This window comes from Thauera sp. WH-2, from assembly GCF_048321015.1.
GTDB lineage: Bacteria > Pseudomonadota > Gammaproteobacteria > Burkholderiales > Rhodocyclaceae > Thauera.
Genome location: NZ_JBLWFG010000001.1, coordinates 556,570 through 572,014, shown reverse-complemented (window position 1 = coordinate 572,014; position 15,445 = coordinate 556,570). Strand labels below are relative to the sequence as shown.

The following is a 15,445-nucleotide window of genomic DNA, read 5'->3' as shown; positions in this document are numbered from 1 at the left end:
ATCCGTCCCGCCGACACCCCACCCTAAAACAAACGGGGGCGGCTTGGTTGGAATGAAGCGGCAGGTGCATGCGCCTGCTGGACGCCTCGGGAGGGCGGAGCCGGCGGGGCCACATGGCCCTGCTGGCGTTATTTCCAGCAACAGGAGGAGAAAGCGTGGAAAAAATCTGGCTGAAGAGCTACCCCCCGGGCGTGCCGCCGGAAGTCGACGTCGACGAGTTCCGCTCGCTCGGCCATCTGTTCGAGCGCAGCGCAGCGCGCTTTGCCGACCGGACGGCCTACGTGTGCATGGGCAAGGCGATCCGTTATGCCGAGCTCGAGACCCAGTCGGCACGCTTCGGCGCCTTCCTGCAGGGTGAGCTGAAGCTTCCGAAGGGCTCGCGCATCGCACTCATGATGCCGAACGTGCTGCAGTATCCGATCGCACTGTTCGGCGCCTTGCGCGCTGGATACGTCGTCGTCAACGTCAATCCGCTATACACGGCGCGCGAACTTGAACATCAGCTCAAGGATGCGGGTGCGGAGGCGATCGTCATCCTCGAGAACTTCGCGCACACGCTCGAGCATGTGCGTGCGCAGGTGCCGGTAAAGCACATTGTGGTGGCCAGCATGGGTGAACTGCTGGGCTTCCCGAAGGGGCCGATCGTCAATTTCGTGGTTCGCCGCGTGCGCAAGATGGTGCCCGCGTGGCGGCTCGACGGTCACGTGCGCTTCAGCGAGGCGCTGCGCCGCGGTGCAGCGCATACGCTGCAGCCGGTGGACGTGGGGCATGACGACATCGCCTTCCTGCAGTACACCGGAGGGACCACCGGAGTGGCGAAGGGAGCAATGCTCACGCATCGCAACATCATCGCCAACCTTCAGCAGGCGCACGCCTGGATCGGGCCCTACGTGAACGAGGGCAGTGAGACCATCATCACCGCGTTGCCCCTGTACCACATCTTCTCTCTGACGGCGAACTGCCTGACTTTCCTGAAGATCGGGGCGGTCAACGTGCTGATTCCCAATCCGCGCGACATTCCGGGCTTCGTCAAGGAACTGGGCAAGCATCGCTTCACCGTCATCACGGGGGTGAACACGCTCTTCAACGCCCTTGTGAACAACCCCGATTTTGCCAAGCTGGATTTCTCTTCGCTCAAGGTCACGCTCGGTGGTGGCATGGCCGTGCAGCAGGCCGTCGCCGAGAAGTGGAAGCGCGTGACCGGGGTGCCGCTGGTCGAGGCCTATGGTCTGACCGAGACATCGCCCGCCGTCACCATCAACCCGCTTGACCTCAAGGCATTCAACCATTCGATCGGACTGCCCGTCTCCTCCACCGAGATCAGCATCCGCGACGATGAGGGCAACGAGCAGGCCATCGGGCAGCGCGGCGAGCTCTGCGTGCGTGGTCCCCAGGTCACCCCGGGGTACTGGCGGCGGCCGGAGGAGACGGCGCGCGTGTTCACCGCGGACGGGTACCTGCGCACCGGAGACATCGCGATCATGGACGAGAAGGGTTTCATCACCCTCGTGGATCGCAAGAAGGACATGATCCTGGTCTCGGGTTTCAACGTGTATCCGAACGAGATCGAGGACGTGGTCGCGAGCCACCCGGGGGTGCTCGAGGTGGCCGCGATCGGTGTGCCCGACGAGCGTAGCGGCGAAGCGGTGAAGGTGTTTGTCGTGCGCAAGGATCCTGCGCTGACGGCCGAGGCGGTGCTCGCGCATTGCCGCGAGAATCTCACCGGCTACAAGATCCCGCATCACATCGAGTTCCGTGACGAGTTGCCGAAGAGCAACGTGGGCAAGATCCTGCGCCGGGAACTGCGTGACAGCTGATGCGGCAAGTTTCTCGCAACAAGCTTCTTGTGCAATGCACAGTTTCGTGCTTAAACTTCGGTCCACGTTTCCAGGCCGTTGAGCTAGGCACCCGTTAAAGAGACGTTCATGACCCGGTTTGAAGCCCTTGCCCTCGTATCCGTAGTACGCGTAGTAGGCGTAGGCAGGCGCGCGTCGTAACGGGACACGAAACACAGGACAGCAGGAATCTCCAACCCCCGTCGGCGCGCAAGCCCGACGGGGGTTTTGCTTTTTGCGCCCCGCCGGTACTGACGCCGCAGCACTCTCACCGTATCCCCAAGCAAGGAGAGCAACATGATGCAAATGACCGGCGCGCAACTGATGGTGCGCCTTCTCGAGCGCCAGGGTGTGCGCACCGTCGCGGGAATTCCCGGCGGCGCGATCCTGCCCTTTTATGACGCGATGTCCGCGAGCGAGCAGATTCGCCACGTGCTCGCTCGTCACGAGCAGGGGGCGGGCTTCATGGCACAGGGCATGGCACGCGTCTCCGGCGTGCCGCAGGTGTGCATTGCCTCCAGCGGCCCCGGAGCGACCAACCTGGTGACGGCGATCGCCGACGCCTGTCTCGACTCCATCCCGATGGTGGTCATCACCGGTCAGGTGCCGCAGGCAATGATCGGCACCGATGCCTTCCAGGAAGTCGACATCTACGGCATCACGGTGCCGATTACCAAGCATAACTTCCTCGTCCGCTCGGCGCAGGAACTGCTCGAGGTGATTCCGGACGCGTTCCGCATCGCGATGTCCGGCCGCCCCGGCCCGGTACTGATCGATGTGCCCAAGGATGTGCAGAATCAGCTGATCACCGTAGATCAACTGCCGCCGCCCGCAGTCGCAGATGCGACGCCGCAACTCGACATGGAGGCGATCGAGGCGGCGGCGCGGATGATCAACGAGGCCGAGCAACCGGTGCTCTACCTCGGCGGCGGCGTCGTCAGCTCGGGTGCTGCGCCGCTCGCGGTGCAACTGGCAGAGCAGGGCGGGCTGCCGACCACGATGACGCTGATGGCGCTCGGGGCGATGCCGATGGATCACCCCCTTTCGATCGGTATGCTCGGCATGCACGGCGCGCGCTACACCAACTTCGTGCTCGAAGAGGCCGACGTGCTGATCTGCGTGGGTGCCCGCTTCGACGACCGCGCCATTGGCCGTGCGGCGCAGTTCTGCCCGAACGCGAAGGTCGTGCATATCGACATCGACCCCTCCGAACTGCACAAGATCAAGACCGCCCACGTCGCGATCCATGCCAACGTGAAGTGCGCACTCGAAGCGCTGCTGCCGCGCATCCAGGTCGCCCTGCGCAAGCGCTGGCTGTCGCACGTCGAGAGCCTGAAGACGCGCTTCCCGATGCAGTTCCCCGGCCAGGATGATCCGCGCACCCACTATGGCTTGATCCAGGCGGTGGCCGGTGCACTCGACGACCGCGCGATCATCGCGACCGACGTCGGTCAGCACCAGATGTGGGTCGCGCAGGCCTATCCCTTCCGCCGTCCGCGCCAGTGGCTCACCTCGGGTGGCCTGGGTACGATGGGCTTCGGCTTGCCCACCGCGATCGGTGCGGCGCTCGCAGAACCGGAGCGCACGGTTGTCTGCTTCACCGGTGACGGCAGCTTCAAGATGAATATCCAGGAGCTTGCGACGCTGGCCGAGGAGGGCCTCAACGTCAAGATCGTGCTGATGAACAACAATGCGCTCGGCCTGGTGTATCAGCAACAGAAGCTCTTCTACGGCCAGCGCCTGTTCGCCTCCAAGTACCGGACCGAGCCCGACTTCGTGAAGATCGCCGAGGGGTTCGGCGTGCCGGCGGTCGATCTGGACAAGGTCGACAACCCGCGCGCGGCGCTTGCCGAAGCCCTGCATGCGCCCGGCCCATGCCTGATTCACGCGACGATTGATCGCGAACAATTCGTGTATCCCATGGTGCCGCCGGGTGCGGCCAACACCGAGATGATCGGAGGCTGATGATGATCGAACAGGTTGCCGACCCCCTGCCGCAAGCCGGCTATGCCAAGGTCGTTCTGGAACTGGATGTGAACAACCACCCCGGGGTGATGAGCCACATCTGCAATCTCTTTGCGCGCCGCGCCTTCAACGTCGAGGGCATCCTGTGCATGCCGGTGTCCGACGGCAAGCGCTCGCGCATCTGGTTGCTCGTGTTCGAAGACCAGCGCCTCGAGCAGATGATCCGCCAGCTTGAGAAGCTCGAGGACGTGCTCAATGTCCGCCGCCATGGTGCGGAGCACGAGGTGTTCGAGCGCCTGGAGGGTTTCTTCCACTAAATTGCGCGCGGGCCGATCCGGCCGCGCGGACGCCTGTCGGCATGCTGCCGCCGGGCTGAAGGGGGCGGGGTGCGCGTGCTAGACTCGCGCCCCGTCCCCGTTCATTTCGAGATGCCTTGTGCTGCGAGTGCGCGTGCTTCGGCCGTCACCTTCGCTGCGTGGGCGAAAAGAGAGATTCCCATGTCCGGCAACACCCTCGGCACGCTCTTCACCGTCACCTCCTTCGGCGAATCCCACGGCCCTGCGATCGGCTGCATCGTCGATGGCTGCCCGCCGGGACTGGCGATCAGCGAGGCCGACATCCAGGCCGAGCTCGATCGCCGCAAGCCGGGCACCTCGCGACACGTCACGCAGCGCCGTGAGCCGGACACCGTCGAGATCCTCTCCGGTGTGTTCGAGGGCGTCACCACGGGTACACCGATCTCGCTGCTGATCCGCAACCAGGACCAGCGCAGCAAGGACTACGGCAACATCGCCGATACCTTCCGCCCCGGCCATGCCGACTACGCCTACCTGCAGAAATACGGCCTGCGCGACCATCGCGGCGGTGGGCGCTCGTCGGCGCGCGAGACCGCGGTGCGGGTGGCGGCGGGCGCGATCGCGAAGAAGTGGCTGAAGGAACGCCACGGCATTGTCATTCGCGCATGCATGACCGCGCTTGGCCCGATCGAGATTCCCTTCGTGTCGTGGGAAGAGGTCGATGGCAACCCTTTCTTCGCCCCCAACGCCGCGATCGTGCCCGAGCTCGAGGCCTACATGGACGCACTGCGCAAGTCCGGCGACTCCATCGGCGCGCGCATCGACGTGGTTGCCAGCGGCGTCCCGGTGGGCTGGGGTGAGCCGGTGTATGGGCGGCTGGACGCCGACATCGCCTACGCGATGATGGGCATCAACGCGGTCAAGGGCGTGGAGATCGGCGCCGGCTTCAAATCGGTGGCGCAGCGTGGCACCGAGCATGGTGACGAGATGACACCGCAGGGCTTCCTGTCCAATCACGCCGGCGGCGTGCTTGGCGGCATCTCCACCGGGCAGGACATCCTCGCCAGCATAGCGATCAAGCCGACCTCGAGCATCCGCCTCGAGCGCCGCTCGATCGACCGCGCCGGCAAGCCGGTGATGGTTGCCACCGAAGGCCGCCACGATCCCTGCGTGGGCATCCGTGCCACGCCGATCGCCGAGTCGATGCTCGCACTGGTGCTGATCGACCACGCGCTGCGCCATCGTGCGCAGTGCGGAGACGTGCGCAGCGACACGCCGTGCATTCCCGCGCTCGCGCCGGAAGGGGACCAACGCCTGCCTTCGCCGCGCTGAAGCGACGCGGGCGCGATGATCCCGTACTGGCGCCTGTCCGCCTACTACTTCTTCTACTTCGCCTTCGTCGGCGCGTTCTCGCCGTACTTCACGCTCTACCTGCAGTCGATCGCGCTGTCGGCGACCGATATCGCGCTGCTGATGTCGCTGATGCAATTGATGCGCGTGCTGGCGCCCAACCTGTGGGGCTGGCTGGCGGAGAAGCTGGGTCTGCGCATGGCCATCGTGCGCCTGTCTGCCCTTGCGAGCCTGGCAGGTTTCTCGGTGTTCTTCATGACCACCGAGTTTGCCGGCCTGTTTGCGGCAATGGCGCTGATGGCTTTCTTCTGGAGCGCTGCGCTGCCGCTGGTGGAGGGGCTGACTTTTTCGCACTTGGGGGAGGCGGCCCACCGGTACGGCAGCATCCGGGTCTGGGGGTCCGTAGGCTTCATCGTCGCCGTGCTCGCACTCGGCCATTCGCTGGACCACCTGCCGATCGAGGCCGTGCTGTGGGTCACTTCCGCCATCCTGGGGGGCATCGTGGTGTGCAGCGCGCTCGTTCCCGAGGCGGCGCGCCCGCCTGCGCAGCGGCAGGCAGCAAGCTTTGGCGATACCTTGCGCAGGCCCGAGGTGCGGGCGCTGCTCGGGGCGTGTTTCCTGATGTCGGCGGCGCACGGCGCCTTGTACGTGTTCTACTCGATCTTTCTGGTCGACATCGGCTACGACAAGGCGCTCGTGGGCTGGATGTGGACGCTGGGGGTGATCGCCGAGATCATCGTATTCATGTGGATGCCGCGCATCTCGCAGCGCTTTTCGCTGCGCACCATCCTCCTGCTCTCGTTTGCCTGTGCGGTGCTGCGCTTTCTGATGATCGGCTGGGGGGCGGACAGCCTGGCGCTGCTGCTGCTGGCGCAGTTGCTGCACGGAGCCACCTTCGGCGCCTATCATGCAGCGGCCATCGCGGTGGTGAACCAGTGGTTCCCCGGTGCGCTGCAGTCGCGCGGGCAGGCGCTGTACGGCAGCCTGTCCTTCGGCGCGGGTGGAATGCTCGGTGGCCTGCTGAGCGGTTACACCTGGGAAATGATCGGTGCCGCGTGGACCTATACGATTGGGTCTGGATTCGCGCTGGCTGGTTTTGTCTGGCTGCTGCTGGGCTGGAAGCAGCATGGCGTGCCGCATGCGCCCGGCCGGGAAGGGGCCGCCTGAGGAGATCGATACGATGAAGTCAATGTGCAAGTTCGTCATGCCGGCCCTGGTTGCCGGCGCCCTCGCCACCGGCTGTCAGACGGTGCAGACCACCCAAGGGGGGGCCGTCGGCGTGCAGCGCTCGCAGCTGATGATAATGTCGGCGCAGGAGGTGGAGCAGGCCTCGAGCAAGCAGTATCAGGACATGCTCGCAGACGCTCGGCGGAAGAACGCGCTCAACCGCGATGCCGCGACCGTGCAGCGGGTGCGGCGCATCGTCTCACGACTGACGCCACAGACCGGCGTGTTTCGCCCGGACGCTCCGTCCTGGGCGTGGGAGGTTAACGTGTTCAGCGCCGACGAGCTCAACGCCTGGTGCATGGCGGGCGGGAAGATGGCGATCTACACCGGCCTGATCGATCGGCTCCGGCTCACCGACGACGAGATCGCCGCCGTGATGGGGCACGAGATCGCGCACGCCCTGCGCGAGCATGCGCGGGAGCGGGTGTCGAAGGCGATGGCAACGGGTCTTGGCATTTCGGTCGCAGGCGCGCTGCTCGGCGTGGGGCAGGCGGGGCAGGACCTGATGGGTACGGTGGCCAAGGTCACGTTCGAGTTGCCCAACTCTCGCGAACACGAAACCGAGGCGGACCGCATGGGTGTGGAGCTCGCCGCCCGGGCAGGCTACGATCCGCGCGCCGCGGTGACGCTGTGGAACAAGATGGCCAGCCAGTCGGCCGGGGCGCCGCCGCAGTGGCTGTCTACGCACCCCTCGCATGCCAGCCGCCAGCGCGACCTGGGCGAGTACGCGGCCCGCGTGATGCCGCTCTATCAGGCGGCCCGGCGCTGAGCCGGGGCGTGCTGTCCAGGCTCGCAGGCTTTGTGAAATAATTCATTCCTTTTTCTGACGCGGAACCACAGGGATGCACGCTCAAACGCTGTACGAAAAGCTCTGGTCCAGTCATGTCGTCCACCAGGAGGCCGACGGCACGGCGCTGATCTACATCGACCGCCATCTGGTCCATGAAGTGACCAGCCCGCAGGCTTTCGAAGGCCTGAAGCTGGCTGGGCGCAAGCCGTGGCGGATCGGCTCCATCGTTGCCACCGCCGACCACAACACGCCGACCGATCACTGGGATCTGGGTATCCAGGATCCGGTGTCGCGCCAGCAGGTCGAGACGCTCGACGCCAACATCCGCGAAGTGGGCTCGCTCGCCTACTTCCCGTTCAAGGACGCGCGCCAGGGCATCGTACACGTGATCGGCCCGGAGAACGGCGCCACGCTGCCTGGCATGACCGTGGTGTGTGGTGACTCGCACACCTCCACGCACGGCGCTTTCGGCTGTCTGGCGCACGGCATCGGCACCTCGGAGGTGGAGCACGTGCTCGCCACCCAGTGCCTGCTGCAGAAGAAGTCCAAGACCATGTTGATCCGGGTCGACGGCCAACTAGGCCGCGGGGTCACCGCCAAGGATGTCGTGCTCGCCATCATCGGGCGGATCGGCACCGCTGGCGGCACTGGCTACGCGATGGAGTTCGGCGGCAGCGCGATCCGTTCGCTGTCGATGGAAGGCCGCATGACGATCTGCAACATGGCGATCGAGGCGGGTGCCCGGGCCGGCATGGTGGGCGTGGACGAAACAACGATCGACTACCTCAAGGATCGTCCGTTCTCGCCCAAGGGCGCTGCCTGGGACCAGGCGGTCGACTACTGGCGTAGCCTGCACAGCGACGAGGGGGCTGAGTTCGACAAGGTCGTCGAGCTCAAGGCCGAGGACATCCTGCCGCAGGTCACCTGGGGTACTTCGCCCGAGATGGTCACCACGGTCGATGGTCGCGTGCCCGACCCCGCTGCAGTCACCGATCCGGTGCGCCGCGAAGGCATGGAGCGCGCGCTGAAGTACATGGGGCTGGCAGCCAACACGCCGATCACCGACATCAAGGTGGATCAGGTCTTCATCGGATCGTGCACCAACTCGCGCATCGAGGATCTGCGCGAAGCTGCCGCCGTGGCCAAGGGACGCAGCAAGGCCGCCAACGTTCGTCGCGTGCTGGTGGTGCCGGGCTCCGGCCTCGTCAAGCGCCAGGCCGAGGAAGAGGGCCTGGACAAGGTCTTCCTCGCCGCTGGCTTCGAGTGGCGCGAGCCGGGCTGTTCGATGTGTCTGGCAATGAACGCAGACCGGCTCGAGCCGGGCGAGCGCTGCGCCTCGACCTCGAACCGCAACTTCGAGGGTCGCCAGGGCGCGGGTGGTCGCACCCACCTGGTGAGCCCGGCGATGGCTGCGGCGGCTGCAGTCACCGGCCACTTCACCGACGTGCGCACGCTGGCCTGAAGACCAGTACCCGATTGAGGAGAATGCAATGAAGAGACTTGCACTGATCGCCGCCGCGCTCGTCGCCGGCTTCGCCTCCATGGCCTGCAATACCGTGCAGGGCGTCGGCAAGGACATCGAAAGGGGTGGCGAGGCCATCCAGAGGGCAGTGAAATAATGAAGCCGTTTACCACGCTCGACGGCCTGGTCGCGCCGCTCGACCGCGCCAACGTCGATACCGACGCGATCATCCCCAAGCAGTTCCTCAAGTCGATCAAGCGCAGCGGCTTCGGCCCCAATGCCTTTGACGAGTGGCGTTACCTTGATGTCGGCCAGCCGGGTCAGGACAACAGCCAGCGTCCGCTCAACCCCGACTTCGTGCTCAACCAGGCGCGCTATCAGGGCGCGCAGATCCTGCTGACCCGCGACAACTTCGGTTGCGGCAGCTCGCGCGAGCACGCGCCCTGGGCGCTCGAAGACTACGGTTTTCGCGTGCTGATCGGCCCGAGCTTTGCCGACATCTTCTTCAACAACAGCTTCAAGAACGGCCTGCTTCCGATCAAGCTCGATGCGGCCGAGGTCGATGAACTGTTCCGCCAGTGCGAAGCCAGCGCGGGGTACCGCCTGCAGGTGGATCTGGCCGCGCAGACCATCACCCGTCCGGACGGCAAGGTGATCACGTTCGACATCGACCCCTTCCGCAAGGAATGCCTGCTCAACGGCTGGGACGACATCGGCCTCACCTTGCGCCATGCCGAAAGGATCCGCGCCTTCGAAGAAAAGCGCCGCGCCGAGCACCCCTACTACTTTGCCTGAGCCTGCTTGCCCGAAGCGGGCGGCTCCCTGAACCAAGGAAAACGATTCGATGAAGATTTGCGTGCTGCCGGGTGACGGCATCGGTCCCGAGATCATGGCCCAGGCCGTGCGCGTGCTGAACGCGCTCGACCTGAAGCTCGAGATGGAAGAGGCGCTGCTTGGCGGCTGCGCGGTGGATGCCACCGGCACCCCCTATCCTGAAGCGACGCAGAAGCTCGCGCGTGAAGCGGATGCGGTGCTGCTCGGTGCCGTCGGCGGCCCGAAGTGGGACACCCTGCCGCGTGAGCAGCGTCCGGAGCGTGGTCTGCTCGGCATCCGCAAGGATCTGGGCCTGTTCGCCAACCTGCGCCCGGCCATCCTGTATCCCGAGCTCGCCAATGCATCGTCGCTGAAGCCCGAGGTTGTCGCGGGGTTGGACATCCTGATCGTGCGTGAGCTCACCGGCGACATCTACTTCGGCCAGCCGCGCGGCATCGAGATGCGCGAGGTCGAGGGCGCCCAGCAGCGTGTGGGCTGGAACACCATGATCTACGCCGAATACGAGATCCGCCGCATCCTCAAGGTCGCCTTCGAGGCGGCGCAGAAGCGTGGCAAGAAGCTGTGCTCGGTCGACAAGATGAACGTGCTCGAATGCACGCAGCTGTGGCGCGACATTGCCGAGGAGGTCGCCAAGGACTACCCGGACGTCGAGCTCAGCCACATGCTGGTCGACAACGCCGCCATGCAGCTCGTGCGTGCGCCCAAGCAGTTCGATGTCATGGTCACCGGCAACATGTTCGGCGACATCCTGTCGGATGAGGCCTCGATGCTCACCGGCTCGATCGGCATGCTGCCGTCGGCCTCGCTGGATGCCAACAACAAGGGCCTGTACGAGCCCTCGCACGGCTCCGCGCCGGACATCGCCGGCAAGGGCGTGGCCAACCCGCTCGCCACCATCCTTTCGGCGGCGATGATGCTGCGCTATACGTTCAATCAGGAAGCGGCCGCGCAGCGTGTCGAGAATGCGGTCAAGAAGGTGCTCGCACAGGGCTATCGCACGGGTGACATCTACGAGCCAGGTACGACCAAGGTTGGCACCCGCGAGATGGGCGACGCGGTGCTCGCGGCGCTGTAAGCTTCTGGGTCTGAAGCGGTTTTTCGAAGAACGTCTTTGTAGAGAGTGATGATCATGAATCGAGTCGGTCTGGTTGGCTGGCGTGGCATGGTGGGTTCCGTGCTGATGCAGCGCATGGTGGAAGAGGGCGACTTCGCCTTCATCGAGCCGGTGTATTTCTCCACCTCGAACGCCGGCGGCAAGGCGCCGTCCTTCGGCGGCAAGGAAGCCGCCGCGCCGCTGCAGGACGCGATGAACATCGACGCGCTCAAGGCCTGCGACATCGTGATCACCTGCCAGGGGGGCGACTACACCAAGGAAGTCTTCCCCAAGCTGCGCGCCACCGGCTGGAACGGCCACTGGATCGACGCCGCCTCCGCGCTGCGCATGAACGACGACGCGGTGATCATCCTCGACCCGGTCAACCGCAACGTCATCGACGCCGCGCTCGCCAAGGGCGGGCGGAACTGGATCGGCGGCAACTGCACCGTTTCGCTGATGCTGATGGGCCTGGGCGGCCTGTTCAAGCACGGCCTGGTGGAGTGGATCTCGGCGATGACCTACCAGGCGGCCTCGGGCGCCGGCGCGCAGAACATGCGCGAACTCATCAGCCAGATGGGCACCATTCACGACTCGGTCAAGGATCTGCTCGCCGATCCGGCCTCGGCCATCCTCGAGATCGACCGTAAGGTCGCCGAGACGATGCGCTCGGACAGCTTCCCGAAGAAGAACTTCCGCAATACGCCGCTCGCCGGCAGCCTCATCCCCTGGATCGATGTGCCGGTCGAGCACGGCCAGAGCAAGGAAGAATGGAAGGGCGGCGCCGAATGTAACAAGATCCTCGGCAATCCGGCCTTCCGCAGCTCGGGCTCGATCCCGATCGACGGCCTGTGCGTGCGCATCGGCGCGATGCGCTGCCACTCGCAGGCGCTGACCATCAAGCTCAAGAAGGACGTTCCGCTCGACGAGATCACCGAGATCATTGCTGGCGCCAACCAGTGGGTGAAGGTGGTGCCTAACGATCGCGAGATCACCGAGCGCGAACTGACCCCGACCGCCGTCACCGGCACGCTGACCGTCCCGGTCGGCCGCCTGCACAAGATGGCGATGGGCCCCGAGTACCTCGGCGCCTTCACCGTGGGCGACCAGTTGCTGTGGGGCGCGGCCGAGCCGCTGCGCCGCATGCTGCGCATCCTGCTCGAAGCTTAAGTATCGGGCTGAGCAGACGTAAAAAAAGGGGGCGCGAGCCCCCTTTTTGATTGGCGTTCCCGCATGGGGGCGGTAATCCGTCACGCTAAATGCATCGAATCGGCTTTCGATGATGATGCGATGACCGTCGGGAAATGCTAGATTCCTAGCCCAACGGCACTATTCGTGGCCGTAGCGTTCAGTTCCGGGGAGACGTGATTTGAAATCCAACATGACGAAGTCGGTCAGAGCTTCTCTGCTCGCACTTTCCATCGCGGCCATGCCGCTTGCGGCAAGTGCGGCAGGACTTGGGCAGATCAATGTTTTCAGCGGTCTCGGTCAACCCTTGCGAGCTGAAATCCAGATCAGTGCCACCGCGCAGGAGCTCCAGTCCCTCAGTGCCAGGATTGCTTCCACCGAAGCATTCCGGCGTGCGAATCTGACGTACGGCAGTTCGATCAGTGCGATTCGGGTCAGTGTCGATACGCGCGCAACGCGTCCGGTGATCCGCCTCTCCAGTGAGCGGCCGATCAACGATCCGTTCATCGATCTGCTTGTGGAACTGAACTGGGCGAACGGGCAACTGCTGCGCGAATACACCTTCCTGCTCGATCCGGTGGACATCGCCGCGCCGAAACCGCTGGCCGCCACCGTGGATACCCCGGCGGCAGCGCCGGTACCGCGTGCAGCGCCAACTCGTGCGAGCGCTCCGGTAGCCTCCGCGCAGACGGCGGATAGCTACGCCGTCCGGCGAGGTGACACCATGCACCGAATCGCGGGCAGGGTCGCGCCGGCGGGGGCAACGCTCGATCAGACCCTTGTCGCGCTGCAGCGTGCCAATCCACAGGCCTTCGATGGCGGGAACATGAACCGGCTACGTGCCGGGTCGGTGCTCAAGGTACCTGCGGCCGAGAGCGTTCGCACGATCGATGCTGGCGAGGCACGCCGCGAAGTGCGGGCCCAGGCCGCCGACTTCGAGGCGTATCGTCGTGGTCTGGCCGGTACCGCAGCCGCGCGGCCCGCGGTGCCCGCTGGCGAGGCCCGGCAGGAGAGTGCTGGCGCGATCGTTCCGAAGGTGGAAGAGCCTGCGGTGACAGAACGCAGTGGCGATCAGGTCCAGATCTCCCAGGATCCCGAGGCCGGCGACGGTAGCGCCCTGTCCCGGCTTCAGGCGCTCGAGGAAGAACTTGCCACGCGCACTGCGGCGCTTGATGAAGCCAATGCGCGCCTCGGGCAGCTTGAGCGCAGCCTGCAGGACCTGCAACGCCTGCTCGAACTGCAGAGTGGCACGATGGGCCAGTTGCAGGCCGAAGCAGAAACGGCGGGTGATGGCGGTGCGGCAGCGCCGACTGCCGCAGGGTCGGGTGAGCCTGAAGCGGCTGTCCAGGCGGCCCCTGCAAGCGCCGAACCGGCAGCAGGCACCGCGCCGGCAGCGGGTGTGGAGCCCGCCGCAGGGACCGAGGTGGCGATGCCTCCGGCGGACAGCGCGGCCGCAACGGCTGCGCCCGCAGCCGCAGCACCGCAGCTCGAGCCGAGCGCGACACCCGTCGCCGCGCCTGCACCAGAACCTGCACAGCCCCCGCAGACCGCTACGCCATCTGAGCCTGCGCCTCGGCGGGCGCCTGCGCCGGCCCCGGCGCCACAGCCCGAACCCAGCTTCGTCGATACCCTGCTTGCGGATCCTGCGGTGCTCTATGGCGGTGGCGGTATCCTGGTCCTGTTGCTCGCCTACGCCGGTCTGAAGTCCCGCCAGCGGCGCAAGGATCAGGAGATCCTCGCCGCGGATGCGACCCTGGACAAGCAAGTGGCGGGTGCCGACAGTCAGGCCGTCTTCGGCAGCACGGGCGAGCAGAGCGTCGATACCGGCGCCAGCAGCATCATGCACACGGACTTCAGCCAGACGGGGTTGTCTTCGATCGACACGGATGAGGGCGTCGATCCGGTCGCCGAAGCCGACGTGTACATGGCCTATGGTCGTGACGCCCAGGCGGAGGAGATTCTGCAGGATGCGCTCAAGGCCGACCCGGGCCGCGCAGCCATCTACCTGAAGCTGCTGGAGATCCACGCCCAGCGGAGCGATGCCCGTCAGTTCGAGAGCGTTGCGACCGAGCTGTTCTCGCGAACCGGCAGTCACGGGCGTGACTGGGAGAAGGCGGCTGCGCTCGGCCGCAAGCTAGACCCCGAGAACCCGCTCTATGCGACGCCGGTTTCCGAGTCCTTGGCTGGCTTGAGCAACCTGGATGAGCCGACCTCGCCGGGCTTCGGCGCGACCGCGACGCTCGCTGCAGGGGGCGTCGCCGCCGCTGCTGCGGTTTCGGTGATGCCGGAGCCTGAAGGCACTGCTCGGCCGTCCGCGCCTGCGACGGCTGAAGACGAGCCGGCCGCGGACGAGTTCGAGCTTTCGGCGCTGGATTTCACCACCTCCTCTCCGGTCGAGACTTCGCATTCGCAGATGCGCGACACCTGGACACTTCCCGGTGAACTCAACAAATTCACCGGCGCTGAAGCTGAGGAACCGGTTGATGAGCCGACGATCGACGCGGGCGTGATCGACTTCGAACTCGATCTGGGCGATGAGCCGTCGACGTCCGAGGCTGTGGTGGCGGCTGAGCAGGAAGAGACTGCGGACGCCGAGGCAGCTGTGGACGAGCTCATTTCCGCGACGGACTCGGCGCAGGAGGGTGACGAGGGCGCATTGGTGTTCGATCTCGACATCGGCGGCAGCGCGCCAGCGACCGGACAGGCGCCTGAGCCGGCCGCAGGCAACGAGGCCGCCGGGGACGCGGTGGCCACGACGAGCAGTATCGATTTCGAGCTCCCTGACGTCGATCTCGATGCCACCGGAGACCGCTTCGACCTGGCGGCAACCATCGTCAGCAGTGACGCGGCCGCAATCGATGCATTTGACGAGGGTGAGAAGCCGTCTGCGGCCGGGGGCGCGGCGGCTGCAAGCGCGGCGCCCAGTGAGGAGCCCGTGGTTGATCTCGAGAAAACCAGCTTCGACAACAGTCTGCTCGATTTCGATTTTGAGCTGGATGTGCCTGAGGCGGCGTCTGCCGCGACGGGTGCGATGCCCGCCGGGCTGGATCTCACCTCCATCGATCTGGATCTCGAGAAGTTCGACGAAGGGTTGGCGGGGTCCGGAGACGAGATGCCTGCCTCGATGATCGAGACCCGGCTGGAAGGCGACCTGCCGGGCATGGGACTGGAGGCTGACGACGGGGGGGCTCCGGGGCCGGATAATGAGGAGTCCGAAACCAAGCTTGAACTCGCCCGCGCCTACGAGGAGATGGGCGACAACGAGGGGGCCCTCGAACTCCTTCGCGAAGTGGTGGCAGAAGGCTCCGAGAGACAGCAGGTCGCAGCGCGCGATATGATCGCCCGCCTGAGCTGAACGCGCCTTGCCGGGCCGCCGCGTGCCTCGGGCCCGCGGCGGCCTTTCTT

The 15,445-nt window shown here is 65.6% G+C and carries 12 protein-coding genes; all 12 read left to right on the top strand.

What is annotated here, in order from left to right:
* Positions 1-155 precede the first annotated feature (155 nt).
* The gene (locus tag ACNKW1_RS02725) at positions 156-1,817 is read left to right on the top strand and encodes a long-chain-fatty-acid--CoA ligase (RefSeq protein WP_418363059.1); all 1,662 of its coding nucleotides are present in this window, start codon (positions 156-158) and stop codon (positions 1,815-1,817) included.
* Positions 1,818-2,132: 315 nt separating this feature from the next.
* The gene (gene ilvB / locus ACNKW1_RS02720) at positions 2,133-3,800 is read left to right on the top strand and encodes an acetolactate synthase large subunit (protein ID WP_418363058.1); all 1,668 of its coding nucleotides are present in this window, start codon (positions 2,133-2,135) and stop codon (positions 3,798-3,800) included.
* Entirely contained in the window at positions 3,800-4,117 is a 318-nt protein-coding gene (gene ilvN / locus ACNKW1_RS02715; protein WP_418363057.1) for an acetolactate synthase small subunit, read from the top strand. Before ilvB ends, ilvN begins: the two co-directional genes overlap by 1 nt.
* 180 nt (positions 4,118-4,297) lie before the next feature.
* The gene (gene aroC, locus ACNKW1_RS02710; RefSeq protein WP_418363056.1) at positions 4,298-5,428 is read left to right on the top strand and encodes a chorismate synthase; all 1,131 of its coding nucleotides are present in this window, start codon (positions 4,298-4,300) and stop codon (positions 5,426-5,428) included.
* 15 nt (positions 5,429-5,443) lie between these two features.
* Positions 5,444-6,613 carry an MFS transporter gene (locus ACNKW1_RS02705; protein ID WP_418363055.1) on the top strand — a complete coding sequence of 390 codons (1,170 nt, stop codon included), beginning with the start codon at positions 5,444-5,446 and terminating at the stop codon, positions 6,611-6,613.
* Between the two features lie 13 nt (positions 6,614-6,626).
* Positions 6,627-7,442 (top strand): M48 family metallopeptidase, encoded by an 816-nt coding sequence (locus ACNKW1_RS02700; RefSeq protein ID WP_418363054.1) that lies wholly within the window; start codon positions 6,627-6,629, stop codon positions 7,440-7,442.
* Positions 7,443-7,515: 73 nt separating this feature from the next.
* Positions 7,516-8,925 (top strand): 3-isopropylmalate dehydratase large subunit, encoded by a 1,410-nt coding sequence (leuC, locus tag ACNKW1_RS02695; RefSeq protein ID WP_418363053.1) that lies wholly within the window; start codon positions 7,516-7,518, stop codon positions 8,923-8,925.
* Between the two features lie 28 nt (positions 8,926-8,953).
* Complete coding sequence (locus tag ACNKW1_RS02690) at positions 8,954-9,082, top strand: entericidin A/B family lipoprotein (RefSeq protein WP_418363052.1); 129 nt, start codon at positions 8,954-8,956, stop codon at positions 9,080-9,082.
* Positions 9,082-9,720 (top strand): 3-isopropylmalate dehydratase small subunit, encoded by a 639-nt coding sequence (leuD, locus tag ACNKW1_RS02685; RefSeq protein WP_418363051.1) that lies wholly within the window; start codon positions 9,082-9,084, stop codon positions 9,718-9,720. The genes ACNKW1_RS02690 and leuD overlap by 1 nt, the downstream gene beginning before the upstream one ends.
* Before the next feature lie 49 nt (positions 9,721-9,769).
* Positions 9,770-10,834 carry a 3-isopropylmalate dehydrogenase gene (leuB, locus tag ACNKW1_RS02680; protein ID WP_418363050.1) on the top strand — a complete coding sequence of 355 codons (1,065 nt, stop codon included), beginning with the start codon at positions 9,770-9,772 and terminating at the stop codon, positions 10,832-10,834.
* A 54-nt stretch (positions 10,835-10,888) separates the two neighbouring features.
* Positions 10,889-12,022: an aspartate-semialdehyde dehydrogenase gene (gene asd / locus ACNKW1_RS02675; RefSeq protein WP_418363049.1), complete on the top strand. Its 1,134-nt coding sequence runs from the start codon at positions 10,889-10,891 to the stop codon at positions 12,020-12,022.
* Positions 12,023-12,233: 211 nt separating this feature from the next.
* Positions 12,234-15,395, top strand: a complete 3,162-nt coding sequence (locus ACNKW1_RS02670) for a FimV/HubP family polar landmark protein (protein WP_418363048.1) — start codon at positions 12,234-12,236, stop codon at positions 15,393-15,395.
* The last annotated feature ends 50 nt before the right edge of the window (positions 15,396-15,445 follow it).